Origin of the sequence: uncultured Maribacter sp. (assembly GCF_963975365.1) — a bacterium.
GTDB lineage: Bacteria > Bacteroidota > Bacteroidia > Flavobacteriales > Flavobacteriaceae > Maribacter.
In genome coordinates this window covers 15615-39256 of record NZ_CAXBGF010000006.1, presented here as the reverse complement: position 1 = coordinate 39256, position 23642 = coordinate 15615, and the positions used below count along the sequence as shown (strand labels likewise).

At 33.8% G+C, this 23642-nt stretch carries 21 protein-coding genes and 1 pseudogene; 12 read left to right on the top strand and 10 right to left on the bottom strand.

The window, feature by feature from the left end; genetic code table 11:
• Positions 1–48: 48 nt before the first annotated feature.
• The 4 genes from AACZ49_RS08795 to dapF all read right to left on the bottom strand — a co-directional run bounded on the left by AACZ49_RS08795 (position 49) and on the right by dapF (position 3164).
• On the bottom strand, positions 49–678 hold the full coding sequence (locus AACZ49_RS08795) for a hypothetical protein (protein ID WP_339653609.1): 630 nt from the start codon (positions 676–678) through the stop codon (positions 49–51).
• 148 nt (positions 679–826) lie between these two features.
• Positions 827–1870 (bottom strand): endolytic transglycosylase MltG, encoded by a 1044-nt coding sequence (gene mltG / locus AACZ49_RS08790; protein ID WP_339653607.1) that lies wholly within the window; start codon positions 1868–1870, stop codon positions 827–829.
• Complete coding sequence (locus AACZ49_RS08785) at positions 1870–2394, bottom strand: GNAT family N-acetyltransferase (RefSeq protein WP_339653604.1); 525 nt, start codon at positions 2392–2394, stop codon at positions 1870–1872. The genes mltG and AACZ49_RS08785 overlap by 1 nt, the downstream gene beginning before the upstream one ends.
• Complete coding sequence (dapF, locus tag AACZ49_RS08780) at positions 2388–3164, bottom strand: diaminopimelate epimerase (RefSeq protein ID WP_339653601.1); 777 nt, start codon at positions 3162–3164, stop codon at positions 2388–2390. Before dapF ends, AACZ49_RS08785 begins: the two co-directional genes overlap by 7 nt.
• A 127-nt stretch (positions 3165–3291) precedes the next feature.
• Here dapF and AACZ49_RS08775 point away from each other — a divergent pair, with 127 nt between their 5' ends.
• The 10 genes and pseudogenes from AACZ49_RS08775 to AACZ49_RS08730 all read left to right on the top strand — a co-directional run bounded on the left by AACZ49_RS08775 (position 3292) and on the right by AACZ49_RS08730 (position 15196).
• Complete coding sequence (locus AACZ49_RS08775; protein WP_339653598.1) at positions 3292–4689, top strand: trypsin-like peptidase domain-containing protein; 1398 nt, start codon at positions 3292–3294, stop codon at positions 4687–4689.
• A 130-nt stretch (positions 4690–4819) separates the two neighbouring features.
• Positions 4820–6278: pseudogene (locus tag AACZ49_RS08770) on the top strand (glyceraldehyde-3-phosphate dehydrogenase).
• A gap of 145 nt (positions 6279–6423) precedes the next feature.
• Complete coding sequence (locus tag AACZ49_RS08765) at positions 6424–7047, top strand: tRNA (guanine-N1)-methyltransferase (protein WP_339653595.1); 624 nt, start codon at positions 6424–6426, stop codon at positions 7045–7047.
• 14 nt (positions 7048–7061) lie between these two features.
• Positions 7062–7526, top strand: a complete 465-nt coding sequence (locus AACZ49_RS08760) for a GNAT family N-acetyltransferase (RefSeq protein ID WP_339653593.1) — start codon at positions 7062–7064, stop codon at positions 7524–7526.
• A 14-nt stretch (positions 7527–7540) separates the two neighbouring features.
• Positions 7541–8215, top strand: coding sequence for a tRNA (guanosine(37)-N1)-methyltransferase TrmD (trmD, locus tag AACZ49_RS08755; RefSeq protein WP_339653590.1), 675 nt, complete (start codon positions 7541–7543; stop codon positions 8213–8215).
• A gap of 136 nt (positions 8216–8351) precedes the next feature.
• Positions 8352–8702, top strand: a complete 351-nt coding sequence (gene rplS / locus AACZ49_RS08750) for a 50S ribosomal protein L19 (protein ID WP_339653587.1) — start codon at positions 8352–8354, stop codon at positions 8700–8702.
• Positions 8703–9319: 617 nt separating this feature from the next.
• On the top strand, positions 9320–11536 hold the full coding sequence (locus AACZ49_RS08745) for an NADP-dependent isocitrate dehydrogenase (RefSeq protein WP_339653584.1): 2217 nt from the start codon (positions 9320–9322) through the stop codon (positions 11534–11536).
• Between the two features lie 113 nt (positions 11537–11649).
• Positions 11650–14049, top strand: coding sequence for a TonB-dependent receptor (locus tag AACZ49_RS08740; RefSeq protein WP_339653581.1), 2400 nt, complete (start codon positions 11650–11652; stop codon positions 14047–14049).
• Between the two features lie 3 nt (positions 14050–14052).
• Positions 14053–14970 carry a DUF4249 domain-containing protein gene (locus tag AACZ49_RS08735; protein ID WP_339653578.1) on the top strand — a complete coding sequence of 306 codons (918 nt, stop codon included), beginning with the start codon at positions 14053–14055 and terminating at the stop codon, positions 14968–14970.
• Positions 14957–15196 carry a DUF6095 family protein gene (locus AACZ49_RS08730; protein ID WP_339653575.1) on the top strand — a complete coding sequence of 80 codons (240 nt, stop codon included), beginning with the start codon at positions 14957–14959 and terminating at the stop codon, positions 15194–15196. The genes AACZ49_RS08735 and AACZ49_RS08730 overlap by 14 nt, the downstream gene beginning before the upstream one ends.
• Here AACZ49_RS08730 and AACZ49_RS08725 read toward each other — a convergent pair.
• Complete coding sequence (locus tag AACZ49_RS08725; protein WP_339653573.1) at positions 15193–15882, bottom strand: DUF4294 domain-containing protein; 690 nt, start codon at positions 15880–15882, stop codon at positions 15193–15195. The genes AACZ49_RS08730 and AACZ49_RS08725 overlap by 4 nt on opposite strands.
• 103 nt (positions 15883–15985) lie before the next feature.
• Here AACZ49_RS08725 and AACZ49_RS08720 point away from each other — a divergent pair, with 103 nt between their 5' ends.
• Both AACZ49_RS08720 and AACZ49_RS08715 read left to right on the top strand, forming a co-directional pair.
• Complete coding sequence (locus AACZ49_RS08720) at positions 15986–17077, top strand: M42 family metallopeptidase (protein WP_339653571.1); 1092 nt, start codon at positions 15986–15988, stop codon at positions 17075–17077.
• A gap of 49 nt (positions 17078–17126) precedes the next feature.
• Positions 17127–17675, top strand: coding sequence for an NUDIX domain-containing protein (locus AACZ49_RS08715; protein WP_339653568.1), 549 nt, complete (start codon positions 17127–17129; stop codon positions 17673–17675).
• Here the strand turns inward: AACZ49_RS08715 and hisS are convergent.
• From hisS to rpsR, 5 genes are all read right to left on the bottom strand, one after another.
• Positions 17667–19046 (bottom strand): histidine--tRNA ligase, encoded by a 1380-nt coding sequence (hisS, locus tag AACZ49_RS08710; protein WP_339653565.1) that lies wholly within the window; start codon positions 19044–19046, stop codon positions 17667–17669. The two genes, AACZ49_RS08715 and hisS, sit on opposite strands and share 9 nt — an antisense overlap.
• Positions 19047–19127: 81 nt before the next feature.
• On the bottom strand, positions 19128–19604 hold the full coding sequence (locus tag AACZ49_RS08705) for a DUF6495 family protein (RefSeq protein WP_339653562.1): 477 nt from the start codon (positions 19602–19604) through the stop codon (positions 19128–19130).
• A 61-nt stretch (positions 19605–19665) separates the two neighbouring features.
• A complete protein-coding gene (locus tag AACZ49_RS08700; RefSeq protein WP_339653559.1) occupies positions 19666–22773 on the bottom strand; it encodes a carboxypeptidase regulatory-like domain-containing protein in 3108 nt (1035 codons plus the stop codon).
• Between the two features lie 103 nt (positions 22774–22876).
• On the bottom strand, positions 22877–23329 hold the full coding sequence (gene rplI / locus AACZ49_RS08695; protein WP_339653556.1) for a 50S ribosomal protein L9: 453 nt from the start codon (positions 23327–23329) through the stop codon (positions 22877–22879).
• Positions 23330–23342: 13 nt separating this feature from the next.
• Positions 23343–23639 (bottom strand): 30S ribosomal protein S18, encoded by a 297-nt coding sequence (gene rpsR, locus AACZ49_RS08690; protein ID WP_027067300.1) that lies wholly within the window; start codon positions 23637–23639, stop codon positions 23343–23345.
• Positions 23640–23642: the final 3 nt, after the last annotated feature.

Sequence of the window (23642 nt, the reverse complement as noted above, 5' to 3'; positions counted from 1 at the left end):
TTGGTAATTAATTGCCAAGGTTTTCCATATTCATATCTACTTAAACTTTTAAATTCTTGGATTGCGTTTCGGCAAAATCATTGAAATATCGTATCCCGAGAACTTTTTCATATAGTGTGAAATACTAGTTCCATAACCATCCATAATTTCCATACGACCTTGAGAGCGTAAATATATTTTTACGTTGCCTGGACCTGCAAGATGTGCCGCTGCTAGTATACCTGATTCGGTAATTTCTATTCCGCGCATGTGCACCCCAACATATCGTTTAATATCCTTTCTTAAAATCCATTTATTTCTAGAAATATTTACCTTAAAAACTTTCTCTTGAAGAACTGGGTCATTTAAAAAATGATTTCCGTTGTAAACACCAACTAATTCTAGGGTACCTAACCCAAATTGATATTTTCCCAAATAACCATAGCTATTCGTGGCAAAATAATTGCCTTGAGACTCTTTAAAGGCCAATGCCTCTTTAAAGCCTATGTACTGACTACCAAGAAAGGGGGGAGCAATTTGATAATTAAATAAAAAAGATTCGTTTTGAGGAAACGAAACTAAAGTAGGTTCTTTTACTTTAAGCAACTCCGGTACTTCAACCTTAAAAGGTTTGAAACCGAAACCAGATAAAATAAACATCATAATTAGAGGACAACAAATTAATATCCATCTTCTCATACTTGTTATTTCTTAAGACTAATGGCGAACTCAATATGCCTGCTTAAATTTCTTTAACAAAGGTATAAGGTAAATTATAGTAGTTTAAGAAGGTTCTGTTAAAAGAATACAGTTTTAGTTAACAATTGCTAAAATTCGGACAATAAACCTATCTATTGATTTTTTGTGCATTTATCCATCGGATGTATTGCTCTTTATTTCGGTTGTGTTGCGTTAAGTTCTCCGCAAACATGTGATATCCGAATTTTTCTACATTCGCCACAAAATAATAGTAATTATGTATTTTAGGGTTCAATACCGCATCTATAGCTGTAATATCGGGCATTGCAATCGGCCCAGGAGGTAAGCCAGCATATTTATAAGTATTATAAGGAGAGTCCATTTCTAAATCTTTATACAATACTCGCTTAATAATGGTATCAAAATTACCCGTCTCCTTTTTTATTGCATAAATAACTGTTGGGTCCGCCTGTAGCAACATTCTTTTTTTCAATCTATTTAGATACACGCCAGCAACTGTTGGCCGCTCATCAACCTTTGCAGTTTCTTTATGTACTATTGATGCTAAAGCGATTACTTCGTTAGGCTGTAAACCCAATACTTTTGCCTTTTCAATTCTAGCCTCGTTCCAAAATCGATTATATTCTTTTAACATTCTGTCTCTAAAGTCTGTTGCAGATGTATTCCAAAAAAACTCATAGCTATTAGGAATATATAGAGATATCATATTAGCTTCATTAAAACCGTTGGAATTTAAAAACCCGGTATCCTTAAAAGCAGTAACTAAAGAAATACTATCCGCCTCAATTTGACTTGAAATTCTACCCGCCAAGTCATTGACATTCTCTTGATTGTTAAACGATACTTTTACGGGTAAATTACCGCTTCGTAAGGAATTAACAATCTCGTTATTATTCATACCCTTGGTAATCTTATATCTACCTGCTTTAATATTGCTTAAATAGCCTTTTATGTTCGCCGCAGATCTGAAGGTATCAAAATCCTTAAGTAATGGTAACAAACCTTTTTCTAAATCATTCTCAGAAGCATCGGTAGGTATAAAAACAAATTCTTCATCACTATTGAAATTTGTATTAGGCGTAAAAAATGTACCATAAGCAATGTATGCGAAAATACCGCCACCAACTAAACCTGCTAGAACTAAAATCAGTAAAATACGTTTGAAACCCATTAGTCATTTATTTTTTGCAGTAAAACCTCATTCTTAAAGGTATTCTTAATTCGAACCCAATCTTTCTTGACACCAACTACATCGAAACCTAACTTTCTAAACAAATGCATGCTAGCTAAGTTCTCTTCTAAAATATTGGCATAAATCTGTCTTAACCCTAGCGCATCAAAAGCATAATTACATAATAAGGTAATGGACTCTGTCCCAATTCCTTTATTTCTTTTCTCCGTATCTAAAATGATTATACCTATTCCTGCTCGTTTATGATTTGGTTCAAAATCAAAAATATCTATTAATCCGATTGCTTTATGCTGTAAGTCGCAAATTACCAATCTTAATTGTTTTACGTCAAAAATATCTCGGTGGGCATTATCTAGATAGCGCTGTAATACGCTTTTAGAGTACGGTGCAATTGTACCGCTAACCTCCCAAACATTTGTATTATTCTCAAGTTTATATAGAAAATCTAGGTCCTCTTGCTCTAAGGCCCTTAGATATATCTGATTTCCTTTTAATTTTACCACGTTAGCTCACCTTTAAAAACTTGTTTCGCTTCTCCTTTTAAATAGATATTACTATATAAACCATTATGCTTCTCAAAAGAAACTTCAAGATTACCGCCAATTGCTTTTATGGCAATAATTTTATCTTTTGTTTTTCCCATATGATACATACCTAAAGCAACAGCAGTTACACCGGTACCACAAGATAATGTTTCATCTTCAACACCTCGTTCGTAGGTACGTATATCGAAACCTCCTGATTTGTTTTGTTCTACAAAATTGATATTACTACCCTTTTCTCCATAAACACCATACCGCAAACGGGCACCTTCCTTAATCACATTAAATGATTTCAAATCATTTACCAATTGTACATGATGAGGCGATCCAGTGTTTAAGTAAAGTGCATTTGGTTTTTCATTTATTTCTTGAACATCTGACATTTTTAAACTCACTACATCTCCTTTAATATGAGCTTCATGTAAACCATCCACAGCTATAAAAACTGTTTTTTCCTCAATTATATCAAGAAAATGGGCGAATGCAACAATACATCTTCCGCCATTTCCACACATGCTTCCTTCCTTCCCATCTGAATTAAAATACACCATTTTAAAATCCGTATCCTCATCATCTTCCAAAAGAATCATACCATCAGAACCTACACCAAATCTACGATTACAGATATTCGCGACTAAACTCTCATTATCTTTCGGAAATTCGTTTTTGCGGTTATCAAACATTACAAAATCATTTCCAGTTCCTTGATATTTATAAAAGGTGTATTTCATGTTTGCTTATAGACACAAAGATAGTATATAATTAAGTTTTTAATCGTAGTTAAAAAGTAGTTAAACGATTATCAAAGTGCATAAAATCAAGTAATTTTACATCGAATACGTTAAACTATTAAAGATTATGAAAAGATTAGCAAGTCTTCTATTTGTATCTGTTTTTGCAGGCGCATTCACTTTGGGCGCTTATAAATTCTTTTTTGAAAAAAATAATTTTACCATTATTTCACAAGAAAATGGCAATAGCAATGGTGTTTTTAACACCAACTACACCCCCACTTCCGCAAATGGTTCTGGAATTAATGAAGTAGATTTTACTATGGCTGCAGAAAATACAGTTAATGCTGTTGTTCATGTTATGAATATCACTTTAAGTAAAGGACCTACGAGCATTTTAGATTTTTTCTATGGTTCAAGCGGTAGTCCTGTACCTCAATTAGGAACCGGATCTGGAGTAATAATTTCTTCTGACGGATATATCGTTACCAATAACCATGTTATAAGCAGAGCTAATCAACTACAGGTAACATTAAACAACAACAAAACATATAATGCTGAATTAATAGGTGCTGATCCAAATTCAGATATTGCCCTAATTAAAATAGATACAGATGAAAAATTACCTTATTTAGCATTTGGCGATTCTGACCAAACAAAGATTGGCGAATGGGTTTTAGCTGTAGGCAATCCATTTAACTTAACTTCTACGGTAACTGCAGGAATAATTAGTGCAAAAGCACGAAATCTTGGCAAAAACCAATCTTTTATACAAACAGATGCCGCTGTTAATCCAGGAAATTCAGGAGGAGCGTTAGTAAATACAAACGGAGACTTAGTAGGTATTAATACAGCAATTACATCACAGACCGGTTCATATGTGGGATATTCTTTTGCCGTTCCCAGTAATATTGCGAAAAAGGTCATACAAGATATTTTGGAGTATGGAAATGTACAGAAAGGCTTTATGGGTATTAGCCCTGCCCCTACAAATACAAGAGATGCAATTGAAAAAGGAATCAATAATATTGATGGAGTTTATATTGAATTAATTGAAGAAGAATCTGCTGCTCAACAAGCAGGAATTGAAATCGGAGATATCATTAAAAAGGTAGATGAAATAGTAGTTCATAAATACCCAGATCTAACAGGATACCTTTCGACTAAAAGACCTGGCGACACGTTATCTTTTGTGATTGATAGAAATAATGAGTTGTTGAATATACTATTAACATTAAAGGAAAGACAATCATTAGTAGTCCCGGAAATGGGCTTAGAAGTAAAGAACCTTACCGAACACGACAAAAAGGTTTACAAAACTAAAACTGGTGTCAAGATCATTGGAGTCCCCGAAAGATATAGAGGTTACGGATTATCTGAAAAGGTTATTATTAAGATTGATGATATCGAGATTGGAAATATCGACGATGCATATAATGCTTTCGGAGGCATCTCTAAATACAGTAAGACAGTTATTACAATGTTAGGCTCTAACGGAGAGCGAGACCGGCTTATCTTTCAATAAAAAAATCAGTATAAAAAAAGCCTTCGTAAAAATGAAGGCTTTTTTTTGAAAATCATTCAAATAAGGCAATAAATTCATCGTTTTATGCGAATTCAAAAAAAAAAAAAAAAAAAAAAAAAAAAATAAATAAATATGGCATCAAAAAACCGCATTTGAAAAAGAGCTGGCATTTCAAGCAGATTGAAGAAAAGCTACGACTAAATTCATCAAAATTGTAAGTGATTTTTGGTACGATAAGTCTATTGAAATTGTACTTTTTAAAAATCATGTTATTGATAAAAACGTAAGTGACATTATCTATTTACATGAGTACTCGGGTGAATTTGTGCAAAAACCGATTTCAATTTTCGATTCGGTAGAAATTTTACGTTCAATAGCCGATATTCCTTTACCCCTTCTAAGCTTGACATTTAGAAATTAACATATGAGTATAACTCTGATGAAAACATCTTAAGCAATGTAAAAGCGATTGTAATAGGTAAACTTAAAAGCGCACAAGATTTTGAAAGCATAGAACCTAAAGATGTTGTGCTTTACGGTTTTGGAAGAATTGGCCGATTGGTAGCTAGATAATTAATGTCTAAAACCGGTAAAGGAAACCAATTAAGACTTAGAGCAATTGTTGTTCGCTGGAAGCTAACCAACGAAAACTAAGAAAAAAGAGCTAACCTTTTAAGAACTGATTCTGTTCATGGGATTTTCAACGGAACTGTAAAGGTCGACCATGAAAATGAAAAACTTATGATAAATGGCACTATTTTACACGTTATATATGCCAATATACCCCAAGAAATTGATTATACCGAATACGAAATAAAAAATACTTTGATTATTAACAATACCGGTGCTTTTCGAGGTTAGGAACAATTAGGAAGACATCTAGAAGCAAAGGGTGCCTAAAAAGAACTATTAACAGTACTTTAGTGAAGAGATTGCGAACATTGTACATGGTGTAAATCATTTAGAATATAGTCCTGATGATACTAAACTATTTTATGCCGCATCTTGCACTACAAATGCCATAACCCCTATATTAAAAAACGTTGAAGAGACCTTTGGAATTGAAATGGTCATCTAAAAACTATTTACGCATATACTAACGATCCAAACCTTGTCAATAATATAGATGGTAAATATAGAAGAGGTCGTGCTGCTGCCCTAAACATGGTCATAACCGAAACAGGGGCTGGCCAAGCAGTTGCTAAAGCGCTACCCTATTTAAAGGGGGAGTTGACATCGAATGCTATTAGGGCAACTGTCCCGAATGGGTCATTGGCTATTCTAAATCTAGAAATAAATCAAAAATAAAAAAAACTTCATTAGATGGTGTAAACACTATAATTAAAAAATATGCGCTTGAAGGTGATTTGGTAGAACAAATAAAATATTCCCTAGATAAAGAGCTTGTATCATTTAATATTATAGGTACCTCTGCCCCATCAATTTATGATAGTAAGGCTACTATAGTTTCTAGTACTGGTAAAAATATAATACTTTATATATGGTAAGATAACGAATATGGTTGATCTCACCAAGTGATTAGGTTAGCAAAATATATTACGAAAGTTCGCCGTTATACTTATTACTAAATCAATAAGGAAAACGTCTATTTCATAATTGTTTATGCAGTTAAATATACAGTATCAACGTTTATTCATTTTTTTTTATATTTTAACTTTAATGAAGTACTTTAGTCATCTCTAAATCATTTATTTTAACCTAAGAATCTATTTCATGAAATTCTATAGAATACTACTAATAGTGGCGTTTCTTTTTGTCGCTAACCAACAATTTGCCCAAAGCACTGAGGAAGAAGACGACAAGTTATCGTTAGACGAAGGACCTATCAGTAATCAATTTGACTATATATTAAAGCGTTCAGGTAATTATAGAGCTGATGGTGTTAAGTATGAGGTAGTAAAAGAAACCAATCTTTTTAAGATACGTAAGAACGTATTGGATTCTATTTCCGTCATGAATAAAAAGACTGGCGAATTAAAGTCTACCATTGCAGAACATGAGACCACTATAACTTCTTTAAATAAAAAATTAGAAGAGACAACTACGAATCTTAGTTCTGTTACTGAAGAAAAAGATAGTATGTCATTCATTGGTATTCCTGTTTCTAAAGGAACTTACAATTTTATTCTTTGGACAATTATTGGAGGCTTATTTCTATTATTAGGCTTGTTTATTTATAGGTTTAGAAACAGTAATATACTTACCCAAGAAGCAAAACAAAATCTTTCTGAATTAGAGCTTGAATATGAAGACCATAGAAGAAGAGCTCTAGAACGTGAGCAGAAGATAAGTAGACAGCTACAAGATGAAATCAACAAACAAAAGAAAACTAAATAATTAAAAGCTCCGTTATGGAGCTTTTTTTTGATATGAATAATTTAAAAAGAATTATCCATGCCCAAATAGAAGATATCGCATCCCTTTTCGATAGCTACCGAGTATTTTATAAAATGGAGTCTGACATTGATGCTGCAATAGCATTTCTAAATGATAGAATATCAAAGGAAGAATCTATCATATTCGCTGCCTATGAAAGTGAAAATGCCATAGGTTTCGTACAAATATACTATACCTTTTCTTCCGTAAGTTTAGAAAAGTCATTAATTCTAAATGATATTTATGTAGATTCAGCATATCGCAAGCAATCGGTAGGACAAAAACTATTAGAAAAAGCTCAACAATATTGCGTTGAACAGGGGTTTAAAGGACTTGCCTTAGAAACAGCAATCGACAACCCTGCGCAAAAGCTTTATAAGAAATTAGGATGGGAAAAAGATTACCACTGTTTTCATTACTTTTGGCAGGATAAACGATGAAGCAAAATCAAAAAATGCGAATAGATATTATTACCGTATTACCCGAATTACTTACAAGTCCGTTTGAAGCTTCTATATTAAAAAGAGCTATAGATAAAGGCTTAGTTGAAGTACATTTTCATAATCTCAGAGATTATACCGATACCAAATATCGAAATGTTGACGACTATCAATTTGGTGGAGGCGCAGGTATGGTTTTAATGATTGAACCTATAGATAAATGTATTACCGAACTAAAGTCTCAACGCAATTACGATGAAATCATATATATGACGCCCGACGGGGAAACACTAAATCAGAAAATGTCCAATCAACTATCAATGATTGATAATATGATTATTCTTTGTGGTCACTATAAGGGTGTAGACCAACGTGTTAGAGATGCATTTATTACCAAAGAAATTTCTATTGGTGATTATGTACTTTCAGGAGGTGAATTAGGTGCGGCAGTACTTTGCGATACTATTATAAGATTAATACCAGGGGTTCTAAATGATGAAACTTCTGCCCTGACAGATACTTTCCAAGACGGGTTGTTAGCTCCGCCGGTTTACACAAGACCTGCCGAATATAAAGGTATGCAAGTGCCAGATATATTGCTAAGCGGCAATTTTGGTGAAATTGAAAAATGGCGTGAAAGCATGGCTTTTGAACGTACAGAAAAGCTTAGACCAGATTTATTACAATAAGCAAATTCTATTCAAACAAAAAAAATCCCTAAAATACTTGTATGTTTTAATATAAGGATTAATTTTGCAGCCTGTTAGAATAACCTCTGACGATAATCGTGAATGTTGCTCTAATTTAATTCCAATTAACTATTCAATGGAATCATTAATAAAATTTGTACAAGACGAATTCGTAACTAAAAAAGAATTCCCAAATTTTTCATCTGGTGACACAATTACTGTGTACTACGAAATTAAAGAAGGTGAAAAAACAAGAACTCAGTTTTTCAAAGGTGTAGTTATACAACGTAGAGGTACTGGTTCAACAGAAACTTTTACCATTCGTAAAATGTCTGGAACAGTTGGTGTAGAACGTATCTTCCCAATTAACTTACCTGCACTTCAAAAAATTGAGGTAAATAAGAGAGGAAAAGTACGTAGATCTAGAATTTACTATTTCCGTGAATTAACTGGTAAGAAAGCTAGAATTAAGGAAGTAAGAGGATAAATTACACTCAACAAATATATAAAGCACCGTTTTAATTTAAGACGGTGCTTTTTTTATGAACAAAAGTGAATAACTCATGTTCACAACATGTTTAATAATAAATATTTACAAAGTCATCCTCACAATTATTTTTTTTGTAAATTTAAATGTGATTGATAATTTGGAAACAACAAGGCATCCATCTTAAAGTCATTACATAGCTTACGTTCTATGTATTGTTATTGAACCTTTTTAGTGGTGAATATTAAAATAAAGGCTGTCGCCTTTATTTTAATAATTTATTGAACAACTAAATTCTAAGATATTAGCTTTAGTGTTTAATGAAATAACAAAAAAGAAATGTTTATTAAAATTTAGACACCATGTTTAGATTTCAAAAACATTTTAAACGTTGAATTAGTAAAGCGGGTGCAATCAAGGGTTGCCGTTTTAATGAAAAATTAGAACAAACTGTCCGTAAACTTTTTCTAAAAAGCCATATCATTGTATGCGTACATTGATATGGCTTTTGTTATTTAACAAATCTTCACACCCGCCTGAAATATTAGGGCATTTCCTGTCTTTTTAGCCTATAGAAAATTGTATCTTTGTTCCGCTTAAATTAAAACAAACCACAAATGTCCAAAATTTTTTATACCAAAACAGACGAAGCCCCTGCATTGGCAACGGTGTCTTTTTTACCTATTGTAAAAGCTTTCACAAAATCTTCAGGAATTGAAATAGAGACAAAAGATATCTCTCTAGCCGGCAGAATTGCAGCCACATTTCCCGAATTTTTAACTAAAGAGCAACAGGTGTCCAATGATTTGGAAGAATTGGGCGATATGGCAAAACAGCCAGAAGCAAACATTATTAAATTACCGAATATTAGTGCCTCTATTCCTCAATTGAAAGAAGCCATACAAGAGTTACAATCTAAAGGATATAATTTACCTAGCTATCCTGATGAGCCTAAAAATGATGAGGATAAGGAAATAAAATCCAAGTACGATAAAATAAAAGGTAGTGCCGTTAATCCTGTATTACGTGAAGGTAACTCTGACCGTAGAGCACCACGCGCAGTAAAAAATTACGCAAAGCAGAATCCACATACCATGGGCGCTTGGAGCTCCGATTCTAAGACACATGTTGCTACAATGGGTAAAGGTGATTTTAAAGCAAATGAAAAATCAATTACTCTTAATAATGCAACATCGATACAGATTAAATTAGTAGCTGATTCTTCAGAAACAATACTTAAGGATAAAATAGACCTTCAGACAGGTGAAATTATTGATGCTGCAGTTTTAAACAAAGAAGCCTTACTTGAATTCTTGAAGAAAGAAATCAAGGACGCTAAAGAAAAAGGAGTTCTTTTTTCTGTTCACTTAAAGGCAACTATGATGAAAGTTTCCGATCCAATTATTTTTGGTCACGTTGTGGAAACATTTTTAAAACCTGTTTTTGAAAAATATACTGACACTTTTGATGTATTAGGTGTTAGTCCAAATGATGGATTAGCAAGTTTATATCAAAAAATTGAAAAGCTTCCTAAAACCGAGAAAGACGCAATTAACAAGGATTTAAATGCTGCTTTGGCCAGTGGACCAGATTTAGCCATGGTTAATTCAGATAAAGGTATTACAAACTTACATGTACCAAGTGACATAATTATTGATGCATCTATGCCTGCAATGATTAGAAATTCAGGTAAAATGTGGAACGCTCAAGGTAAGGCTCAAGACACCAAGGCCATTATACCTGATAGTAGTTATGCTGGTATTTATACCGCTACAATCGATTTCTGCAAGAAACACGGTGCATTTGACCCGACAACCATGGGTACAGTACCTAATGTTGGACTTATGGCCCAAAAGGCTGAAGAGTATGGCTCTCATGACAAAACTTTTGAAATAAAGGAAAATGGAACAGTACAAGTTTTAGAATTAAAAACTGGTAATGTTCTTCTTGAGCATAAGGTTAGTAAAGGAGATATTTGGCGTATGTGCCAAGTTAAGGATGCTCCTATTCAAGATTGGGTTAAATTAGCGATATCCAGAGCTAAGGCAACTAATGACCCTACAATATTCTGGTTAGATGAAAATAGAGCACATGATGCAGAACTTATTAAAAAAGTAAATACCTACCTTGCAGAAGAAGATACAAAAGGATTAGATATTCAAATCATGTCCCCTACTGTAGCTACAGAATTTACATTAAAAAGAATGAAAGCCGGCAAGGATACTATTTCTGTTTCCGGAAATGTTTTACGTGATTATTTAACCGACCTTTTCCCTATACTTGAGGTTGGCACGAGTGCTAAGATGCTTTCTATCGTTCCTTTAATGAATGGTGGTGGTCTATTTGAAACAGGTGCTGGTGGTTCAGCTCCAAAACATGTAGAACAATTTTTAGAGGAGGGCCATCTAAGATGGGATTCTTTAGGTGAGTTTCTAGCATTAGGAGTATCTTTAGAGTTCTACGGAGAGAAAAACGGAAATGCAATGGCTAAGGTTCTTGGCGACACTTTAGACAGTGCCACAGAGAAGTTTCTGTTAAACGATAAATCTCCATCTAGAAATGTAAAAGAAATCGACACTAGAGGAAGTCACTTCTTCCTAGCAAAATATTGGGCAGAAGCACTAGCTAAACAAGATAATAGTGCAGAATTAAAAGCAATATTTTCAAAGGTAAGTGCTCAAATTAAAGAAAAAGAATCTCAGATTTTTAGTGAATTAATTAATGCTCAAGGTTCAAAACAAGAAATAGGTGGGTACTATAAGCCTGATCCTATTTTGGTAGAAAAAGCAATGAGACCGAGTACTACACTAAATGAAATTTTAAAAGCCATTTAATTAGAACGTTTTAAATTAAAATACCCCCAATAAATATTGAGGGTATTTTTTTTGGAACAATATTAACTTTTAGGAGTGTCATGATTTTCTGACTATTTTTACTAAAAAAATTGATGAAAGGATATCTACAACTTATTCTTGTCACCCTGTTTTGTTATTCTTCCAATTCATGGGGTCAAGAAAAGTTCACTATAAGTGGTACTATTTCTGAAAATAGCAGTAATGAGACACTAATTGGCGTTACTGTGGCAATACCAGAATTAAAAACCGGTGTAACTACAAATGAGTATGGCTTTTATTCAATCACTTTACCTGAAGGTACTTATTCCGTTTTAATTAGCTACTTAGGTTTCAAAGATGTTTTACAAGAAATTAACCTTAACGAAAATAAACGTATAGATTATTTACTTGAAGAAGAAGCTGAACAGTTAGAAGAGGTAGTAGTTACAGAAAATGTGGAAAAGATGGATATTCGAAAACCACAAATGAGTGTAAACACGCTCTCAATAGGCACCATTAAAAAAATACCTGTAATTCTTGGAGAGGCCGATGTAATTAAGTCCATTTTACTCTTACCTGGTGTAACAAATGCCGGTGAAGGTGCTTCAGGTTTTAATGTGAGAGGTGGCGCCGCAGATCAAAATCTTATCCTTTTAGATGAAGCAATAATTTTCAATTCATCGCACTTATTCGGCTTCTTTTCCGTATTTAATCCAGATGCAATTAAAGATGTTAAACTATACAAAGGAGGCATTCCTGCTCGATATGGTGGTAGAGTTTCCTCAGTTTTAGATATTTTTCAAAAAGAAGGAAATAGTAAAGAGTTTAAAATAAATGGAGGCATTGGCGCAGTCGCCAGTAGGCTTTTGGTTGAAGGACCTATTAAAAAAGATAAAGCAGCTTTCTTAATTGGTGGCAGAGCATCATATGCGCATCTTTTCTTACCCCTATTCGATGTTGACAACACCGCCTATTTCTATGATTTAAATACAAAGCTAAATTATAGATTAGACGAGAAGAACAACATATTCCTATCTGGATACTTCGGTAGAGATGTCTTTGGCATAAATGATAGCTTTGTAAACACTTACGGAAATGCAGTGGGTAATTTTAGATGGAACCATTTATTCTCTGATAAATTATTCTCCAATCTATCTCTTATTTATTCAGATTACTACTATGGCCTAAAGCTTGATTTTGTTGGTTTTAACTGGAATTCAGGTATTCGAAATTTTAATATAAAATATGACCTCAAACATTATATGAATGACAAGTTGCAAATAAATTACGGCCTAAATAATGTTTATTATCAATTCAATCCTGGTAAAATTGAGCCTAGTAATACTGAATCGGGGATTGTTGAAGAACAACTCATTCAAAAATACGCTAATGAATTTGCTGCTTATATTGATGTTGAACAAAGGGTGACAGAGGATTTAAGTTTTGGCTACGGATTACGTTTCAGTCATTTTATGCGCTTAGGTCAAGATGAACTTAATGTATATGCAAATAATAATCCTGTTGAATTCGACCCATTTCTTCTTATTTATAAAGAAGCAGAACCTATTGATGTCATCAATCCTGGAAGAAGAATAACATTATCAACTTTCAGTAATTTTGAACCTAGAGCCTCCTTATCCTATACCTTAAACGAATCTAGTTCTTTCAAAGCAAGCTATACCAGACTAGCTCAATACCTTCACCTTTTATCCAACACCAGTTCCCCTACTCCTTTAGATGTCTGGACACCTAGTGGACCGTTTACTAAACCACAACTGCTAGATCAATATGCTTTTGGATATTTTAAAAACATAAAAGAAGGTGATTATTCTATGGAGAGTGAGGTTTTCTATAAAAATGTTAAAAATAGAATTGATTACATAGACGGTGCCAACTTAATTGCAAATAATGCTATAGAACAAGTTATTTTAAACGGTGAAGCTCGAGCATATGGTTTAGAATTTTTACTTCGCAAAAATGAAGGCAAACTACAAGGGTGGCTTGCATATACATTATCTAAATCAGAGCAACGCACACCTGGAAGAGCACCGTTTACGGATAATGGTCGTAGCAATATAGAATCTGGAATTAATTTCGGAAACTGGTACAACACTCCCTATGATAAAACCCACGATATCTCGCTGTTCTTAAGCTATGATTTAAATGATAAATGGAATTTCAGCAGTAATTTTACCTATCAAACTGGGCAACCTACCAATTACCCAATTGGTCAATTTGAATTTCAAGGTTTAACAGTACCTTATTATGGATTGAGAAATATACAAAGACTACCTGCTTATAATCGACTTGATTTATCTGCTACACTAACTCCAAAAAAGAATAGTAACAGAAAAATAAAAGGTGAATGGGTATTTAGCTTATATAATGTATATAACAGGCGAAACGCTGCTTCCATAAACTTTAGACGTAATGACGATACAGGTGCAAATGAGGCGGTTAGAACTTCTATTTTCGGAATAGTACCGGCAGTAACCTATAATTTTAATCTTTAATCGATGAAACATTTTATACTACTATTATCGACTATTTTTTTAGCTATGTCTTGTGAAGATGTAATTGATGTAGAGCTGCCTAATGACGATTCTAGGCTTATTGTCAATGGTGTCATAAGAGTAGATGAAACACAAGAGTATTTACCTATTGAAATTGTAGTTTCAGAAAGTAGTTCTTTTTTTGAAGACAACACAATTGCTTCTTTAGTAAGTGCCGTTATTTATTATGGTACTCCTAACCCTGATGCTCCAGAAATATTAGATGGTGGTGGCATTTCAAATTTAACAGAACTTGAACCTGGTAGTGGTAAATGGGTGCCAGACCCATCATTTGATAGTGATCAAAGGATTAGAGTAAGTAGTATTAATGAAGGTGATGTTTTTCAATTAATACTTACCACCAGTGAAGAACGCTATTTCGCAACTACCACGTATGTTAAATCAGTTCCTATAGATTCATTAGCTCAAGGAGATCAAACCTTATTTTCTGGTGATGAAACCGAAGTTATCGTCACATTTACAGATAATGGCGAGCGTGACGATTTTTATATATTAGATTTTGACTTTAACGAGTATTTGGTAACTGAAGATGAATTTTATCAAGGCCAAACATTTGTGTTTTCATATTTTTATGATTCTGATTTGGAATTGAACACAGACAAAACAATTAACATAGGACTTCTTGGCGCGGATGAATCGTTCTACAACTACATGAATCAAATAATAGTCCAATCCGGTGGTGATCAAGGGCCTTTTCAAACGCCTGCTGCTACTGTAAGAGGTAATATCATCAATATTACTGGTATTGATAATTCTGATATATTTGACAATGTTGGGCGTAACGATAATTTTGCCCTAGGTTATTTTGCAATAGTTCAAGAATATAAGGAAAGTATAGTTATAGATAATGAGAAGAACTGATAAAGATATGCTCGTAACCGGGCTAAAACGTTTAGGAATTACTGTGGTTTTAATGTTTACAGCTCCATTAGTGCTATGGCAAGCATTTAAAAATCAAGAGCACTTTCTATTTTGGCCAGTTTGCATTCTCGGAATTACCTTAGCTTGTTATGCGATTTTTATGGGATTCAATGGAATAAAAACTATTGTAAATTCTGTGTTTGGGGCTAAAACTAAATCGAATTAGTTCTTAGGTATTTTTGTAGTTTTCTTCCACTTATTATACAAATTATCATAGTCATAATCTAAAACCGTAGCCTGCCGATCTAATTTACCGTTAGAAAATGCACGCTGAAGAATATCCTCAATTAAATAATCTTCTTCAATTAAATCTGGGTGAAATTCTTCTTTAATACTTATTTTAAACAATTTGGCTGTAGTATTATACCAAAAGGCACGCCAACCATTGCGAAGATTCTTTACCAAATCGAATGCAGTAGTACCCGTTTGTCTGTAGATTAACTTTACTAAAATCTGACCCTCAGTGCGGGTAAGTTTCTTTAACTCTTCCGAAAATTCTTCCTCAATATACTTTTGAACTTTTTTAGTGTATTTCTTTCTCTTTCTGGTATTCTTCATGTCGGCAAGACTATCATTAAGTTCTACCAACCTTTCTGCGGCCAATTTTGCGTACGGATATACTTTTTCTGTTTTTCTACGTAAAATATAATACCTAAGTTTTTCATCGTAAGATGAGAATTTTAGCCTTCCAAAAACATAAGCTTCTTCCAAGGCAATAGAATTCTGTACTAAAGAATCACCAGATATTATTATCATTTTTTCCGATATAGAATCCAATTCCTGTTCTTCTATCTGTGCACAAATAGAATAACTGGTCAAGAATAATAAAATCAGTAAATAGTTATATTTCATTAACATAGATTAGCAAAAGTCTTGTCAAAATTAATGATAATTATAAAAGGTTATTATTAATACAACGCTAATATTGTTAAGTTTGTATCTTAAAATTACATTGATGGCTGATAAAAAAATTATTACTAAAAAGTCGCTAGACTTTTTTGAAAAATACTTGAACAATGCTGCACCGACCGGTTATGAATTGGAAGGGCAAAAATTGTGGATGGACTACCTAAAACCATATGTAGATACTTTTATCACAGATACTTATGGCACTGCAGTTGGTGTTATAAATCCTGACGCAAAATATAAAGTTGTTATCGAAGGACATTCTGATGAAATTTCATGGTATGTAAATTACATTACCGACAATGGTCTAATCTATGTTATACGTAATGGCGGCAGTGATCATCAAATAGCACCTTCAAAGTGGGTAAATATCCACACGAAAAAAGGAATTGTAAAAGGAGTATTTGGTTGGCCAGCAATTCACACCCGTAAAGGAGAAAAGGAAGAATTAGCCCCTAAACTAGATAATATTAGTATTGATATTGGTGCTAAGGACAAAGCTGAAGTCGAAAAGATGGGAGTTCATGTTGGCTGTGTTATCACCTACCCAGACACGTTTCATGTTTTAAATAAAGATAAATTCGTTTGTAGAGCTATAGACAATCGCGCCGGTGGATTTATGATTGCAGAGGTTGCTCGTTTATTACATGAAAATAAAATAAAATTACCGTTCGGACTTTACATTACGAATTCCGTTCAAGAAGAAATAGGTCTACGTGGTGCAGAAATGATTACCCAAACCATTAAACCAAATGTTGCAATCATAACAGATGTTTGTCACGACACTACCACTCCTATGATTGAGAAAAAGATTCAAGGACATACAGAAATTGGTGCCGGACCTGTAATTTCATACGCTCCTGCTGTGCAAAACAAATTACGCGAACGTATATTAGAAACAGCTGAAGCGAAGAAAATACCTTTTCAACGTATGGCTGCTTCAAGAGCTACAGGTACAGATACCGATGCATTCGCTTATAGTAATGGTGGTGTTGCCGCAGCATTAATATCATTGCCCTTACGTTATATGCATACTACCGTAGAAATGGTTCACAAAAAAGATGTTGAGAATGTTATTCGATTAATTTATGAGACACTCTTAACAATTAAAGAAGGCGAAACCTTTAGTTATTTCGATTAAATTATAACAATCCCTCCTATTTTTTAGGAGGGATTTTTTTTTTTACTTTATGGATGAACTTATAGATATTTTAAAAGCCGATGGTAAACCGTTAGGAAAAAGCGTTATGAAATCTAAGGCTCATAAGGAGGGACTCTTTCATGCAACAGTTCATATTTGGTTCTACACAAAAGATGGTGAATTATTGTTGCAAAAACGGGGTGCCGCTAAAGATACTCATCCGGGTTTATGGGATGTTTCGGTAGCTGGCCACATAGGTGCCGGAGAATCAATTATAGATTCAGCTGTTAGAGAAGTGCAAGAAGAAATAGGTTTAGCGCTTTCAGGTAAAGAGCTTAAGAAGATAGGTGTATTTAAATCTATTCAAAAACATTCCGAACAACTCATCGATTGTGAGTTTCATCATACATTTTTGTCGGAATTAAAAATTCCAATAAAACAACTTACTAAACAAGAAAGCGAAGTTGATGACCTAAAACTAATATCCACCGTTCAATTTACAAACGAATTGAATGATAACGAATTAGCTAAACAATACGTGCCACACTCTAAAGAATACTTTACTGAAATATTAAAAGAGATTAATCTACTATTCTAAAGTTGCAACAAACTTTTCTACTTCAGAAAGTGTATAAGTTATTTGATCACCACTCTCCATATATTTCACCACAAAACTATTATTTTCCAGTTCTTCTGCTCCTAATAATATTACATAAGGCACCTTTCTGTTATTGGCATATTTAAATTGTTTCTGGATTTTTACATCCGAAGGATATAAATCTGAAATCACACCTCTTTTACGAAGTTCAGTTACCAGTTTTAAAGACGCTAAAGCTTCTTTAACGCCAAAGTTAAGGCAAAGCACATCTAAAGACTTATCAACTGACTTAGGGAATAAATTTAACTCTTCTAGCACAAGATATATTCTATCCAACCCAAAAGAAATTCCCACCCCACTTACGTCATTTAATCCGAAGATACCCGTAAGGTCATCGTAACGACCACCACCACCAATAGACCCCATAGATACGCCTTCTGGAGCAGAAACTTCAAAAATTGCTCCTGTGTAATAGTTAAGCCCTCGAGCCAAGGTAACATCTATAGCCAATTTAGCAGATTGCAAACCCAATGTAGAAATAGTCTCCATAATAAAACGGAGCTCTTCCAAGCCTTTTTGCCCTTCTACAGAATCTTTTAATAAATTATCTAAACGATTTAACTGATCCACATTACTCCCTTGAGGTTCAAATAAAGGCGCTGCTTTTAAAATAGCTTCTTTAGAAATGCCTTTAGCCAACATTTCTTTTTTAACGCCATCCTCCCCTATTTTATCTAACTTATCTAAGGCAACCGTGAAATCTATCAATAATTGTTTTGCGCCAATAACTTCAGCTATACCAGCTAAAATTTTCCTATTATTCATTTTAATAGTTACACCTTCTAATTTTAAATCAGAAAATACCGCATCATATAATTGAATCAATTCTACTTCTTGCAATAATGAATCTGAACCTACTACATCTGCATCGCACTGAAAGAATTCCCTAAAACGACCCTTTTGAGGTCTATCTGCACGCCATACGGGTTGAATCTGATATCTTTTAAACGGGAAATCCAATTCATTCTGATGCATTACCACATAACGGGCGAAAGGCACAGTTAAATCATAACGTAACGCTTTCTCTGTAATTTTTGGAGCTATACTTGCTGAATTTTTAGAACTATAGGTAACATCATCTACCTTACCGATAAAATCTCCAGAATTCAATATCTTAAAAATTAACCGGTCACCTTCTTCACCATATTTACCCAACAACGTTTCTGAATTCTCAAAAGATGGAGTTTCAATAGGTTGAAAACCAAAAGTTTGAAAATTCTTCTTGATGGTATCGAAAATATAGTTACGCTTTGCAATTTCAGATGGAGTGAAATCGCGTGTTCCTTTAGGAATAGAAGGTTTCTGTGCCATTAATTTTTTATTGTAATGCAAATATAGCCTTCAAAAGGTAAGACTACAATTAGGAATTAATAATATGATCAGTCAAATGCTCTACGAGGTTTCAATTACCTTTTCGAACCATTGGTATAATTCTCCTTTAGTAATAACTGCGCCTTGTTGAAGTAACAAGAACTTGTCGACATTTTTATCATCGGTATAGGCTTTTGAAGCTGTCAAGTATTCTACAAAATCTGATTGCCAATTCTTCTTGAACCACTCGAACCCAACCTGTGTTTTTAAGTCCAAATCCGGGTTCATCACTTTAACCGATATTAGCTTCATTTCTTTTTCCGTAAGAAAAAACAAATGCATTTGATTGCTTGAAATATTCTCTAAGTAAGAAACCTTGCTCAAAACCCCTTCCCAAACCAAGTCACTAAAAACATCTAATTCTTCTTCCGCTACTTTTGGCTTATCTTTTTTTATAGACTCCCATTCATCACCTGTAATAGATTGTGTAGCCAAAAAATTAATAAACTCTTGATGTAGTTCCTCTAATTGTTCTTTTGTTAGCCTCGTGTATTTCATTTTGCAAAAATAAAAAGCCCCAGCATATTTGCTAGGGCTTTTACAAGTTAATTTTATACTATTAAAAAATATAACGTAAACCGAATTGTGCTTGCCATCTAGATAGCAGACTTGCATCATAACCAAATGTCTCAGTCAATTCTGGATTAAACGTATACGTTGGAATACTTGTATTAGCATCTACACTTACGCCAACTGGCTGAACATTATTTGGTTGTTGTGTTAATCCCCAATCAGAATTTATCATGTTTCCAATATTCAAGACATCAATACTGAATTGAACTGTATGGTTCTTATTTGTGGAAACCTTAAAATTATAATCTTGCAAGAATTTAATATCCCAACGTCCTCTCCATGGAGCCAAAGCACCATAACGCTCTGCATATTGCCCTCTACGGCCACTTAAATAATCATCTTGAGAAATGTAATTATCGAAGGCAGCTCCTTGACCAGCACCAGCAAATTGCATTTGCCCAATTTCACCGGATGTAGGCACATAAATAAGATCATTTATACCGGATCCATCACCATTTATATCACCACCATAAGTATAGTTGAATCTACCACCTTGGGCATATTCAAAAAATGTTGAAATTGTAGTGGCCCATTTTTCATTACCATAAATCCAATTTTTACTGGCGACACCAATAAACCTATGCTTATCACCATATTTTGAAGGTGCCAATATATCGGCATTAGCATCATTGATAACTGGATTACCAACAAAAGCATCTGAAGTAATTTCAGCTTCAATTGAATTTACATCTTTCGCATCTAAATAACTATAAGCTAACATGGCGTACAAACCATTGTTAAAAGTTTTTTGACCTTTGAATGAAGCATTCCAAATTCTACCTTTGTTAGAATTTGTAAATACATATGGTCCTGCACCCAAACCAAAACTATTTAGTAAATTTTCAGCAGTATATGTAGCTCTATTATCCACACCAACTAAATTACCTGATGGTGAAGTTAAAGCCCAATTTTGAACATGTGGGCCATTTATATCTTTTGTATAGGATAAATCGCCCGTTAAGACTATTCCATTTTCTAATCGTTTATCTGCACCTAAATTAGTTCTCCAAACTTGTGGAAATTTATATTCAGGATCAACTGCCTGTAAGAAAAATACATCTGGAGCTGCAATTTGATTTCCTAACCATACGAAAGGAAAACGCCCTGTAAATAATCCAGAACCACCTCTTACCTGTAATGACTTATCTCCATTTACATCATAATTGAAACCTACTCTTGGTGAAATTAGCCAATCATTAGTAGGCATTTGAGTATTATCAATAAATACGGTTTCACCTGTATTAGGGTTTTGATAAGGTTGATCTGCAATTACGAAACCTCTGTCTATAACATTTTGTGCCTTTTCAGCAGAATCAAAAAATAGCGGTTTATCAAATCGAACACCGTAGGTTAACTTAAATTTTTCATTGACATTCCATTCATCTTGTACGTAAAATGCGAATTGACCGACATTGGTTTCTGCCAAAGCCCAACCTTCACCATCTGGCACACTATTATTAGAATTAAAAGTAGAACGTGGTGAAGCAAAATCATAGGTACTAGCATCAAAATCAGCGATATCTACACCCCCAAATAAATCAAAACCATAACTTGTTAAGTTAAAGGAATTATCGAACATAAATTTTTCGAGAGAGAAACCAACAGTATAAGTATGATCACCTTTATAAAAATTAAGATTGTTAGTTATTTGTAAAACTTTTTGATCTAATCTGTTATTAGCTGAGAAAGGTTCATGACCAGCAATAATATAATTAGATCCACCTTTTGTTATATTAATAGAAGGTGCTGGTGTCGAAAACGGATTTCTAAAGTCATTAAAATGTGTATACCCAACTTGTAATTTATTAGAAGCTGTTTCCGATAATGTAGAATTCAATTCGACTTGTATCGATTTAAGTTCATTGTTTATTTCATATCCAGAATTTTGAAATTGCAAGGTATTTGCATTCGGCCCTCTAAATTGAATTGCTGTTGGGTGAGCTGGTTTTTCTTTAGATGCATTTAAGAAATTATAAATAACAGCCAAACGATTATTATCATTGATGTTCCAATCTAATTTAAAAAGACCTTTTGTTGATCCTGATGCATGTGTAAAACCTTCATAAGCCCCAGGATCATAACCTGCTGCCAATAATTGATTTCTAACAAGAATTAAATCACTTTCTAATACCCTAGATTCATTTATCAAGCCAGAACCTGTATTAGGCACCCAACCATTAGTTCCTAAGTCTGTTCTATCGTCCTTTTCAAAATTGGCAAAAAAGAATAATTTATTTTTCACGATTGGACCTCCAATACTTACACCATATTGATTTTGCTCTAGTTTGGGCTTAACAATTTCATCTCCCTTTATTTTACCACCGGTCATATCTTCATTTCTGAAAAAACCATATACCGTGCCATGAAATTCATTACTACCACTTTTGGTAACAGCATTCACAGAAGCTCCTGTAAAGCCAGATTGCGTAACATCATAAGGAGCGGTAGAAACTTGAATCTGCTCAATGGCATCCAATGAAATTGGTTGAGAATCTGTTTGCCCGCCTGGGGTAGCAGCATCTAGTCCGAATGGATTATTAAAAATTGCCCCATCTAAAGAAAAGTTATTAAATTGATCATTTCTTCCACCAAAAGAATTACCACTTGCTGTAGGTTCTAATCTTGTGAAATCTTGCGCTGAACGAGAAATAGTTGGGAGTCTTGTTAATTCTCTTCTTCCTATGTTTGTTTCCGCACCTGTGCGGCCGCTACTAAATGTACCTGATCTGTCAGATACTACGACAACTTCATCTAATGCCTGACTTTCTCCAACAAGTTTAGCATCTATATTAAACGTTTGACCTAGCGATAAATACACATCATTCAATTCATGTGCTTTAAAACCTACATAAGATATTTCAATCTTATAAGGACCACCAACACGTAAGTTTAAAAGATTAAACCTACCGTCTTCATTGGTTATTGACCCATATTTGGTTCCCGTAGGGGTGTGAATGGCCACTATATTTGCCCCAAAAAGTGGTTGATTTTGGTCATCTTCGACGTAACCTCTAATATTAGATGTTGTCACTTGACCATAAACTGTACCTACAAAAAGTAGACACAGCAATTGAAAAAACAATTTGTTTTTCATAAGAACTGGTTTCGAATTAGTTATGTAATATTTGACAAAAGTAGCAATAAAAAAAGAGCTATGCATGCATAGCTCTTTTAATCTTAATAACATGAGAAATGAATTATTTCTGCTCTGCAACAACTTCAAATCCAAAATCAACTATAACCTCACGGTGTAACCTGATTTGAGCATTGTAAGGGCCAGTTCTCTTAACTGCACCACCTAAAATACTGATGAATTTTTTATCGATAGCATGACCATCTTTAGCCAAAGCCTCTGCCAAATCACTGTTAGTAACCGAACCGAATAATTTATCTCCAGCGCCTGTCTTAGCAGTGATTTTTAATTCTAAAGCTTTTAATGCCTCCTCAGTTTTCCTAGCGGCATCAACAACTTTCTTCTCTTTATGTGCTCTTTGCTTTAAGTTTTCAGCTAAAACTTTTTTAGCAGATATAGTAGCCATTGCAGCTAAGCCTTGAGGAATTAGGAAATTTCTTCCATATCCGTTCTTAACATTAACCACATCGTCTTTAAAACCTAAATTTTGTACGTCTTCTTTTAATATAAGCTCCATGATTCTTTTCTTATTATTTTAATAAATCAGCAACATATGGCATTAATGCCAAATGACGAGCTCTTTTTACCGCTTGGGCTACCTTTCTTTGATACTTCAATGAAGTTCCTGTAAGTCGTCTTGGTAATAATTTACCTTGCTCGTTTACCAACTTCAATAAAAAATCCGCATCCTTATAATCCACGTATTTAATACCGGACTTTTTAAAACGACAATACTTCTTTTTAGTGTTGGTCTCAATGTTTAATGGAGTTAGATACCTGATCTCTCCATCTTTTTTTCCTTTTGCCTGTTGTTGTAATGTTGCCATAAT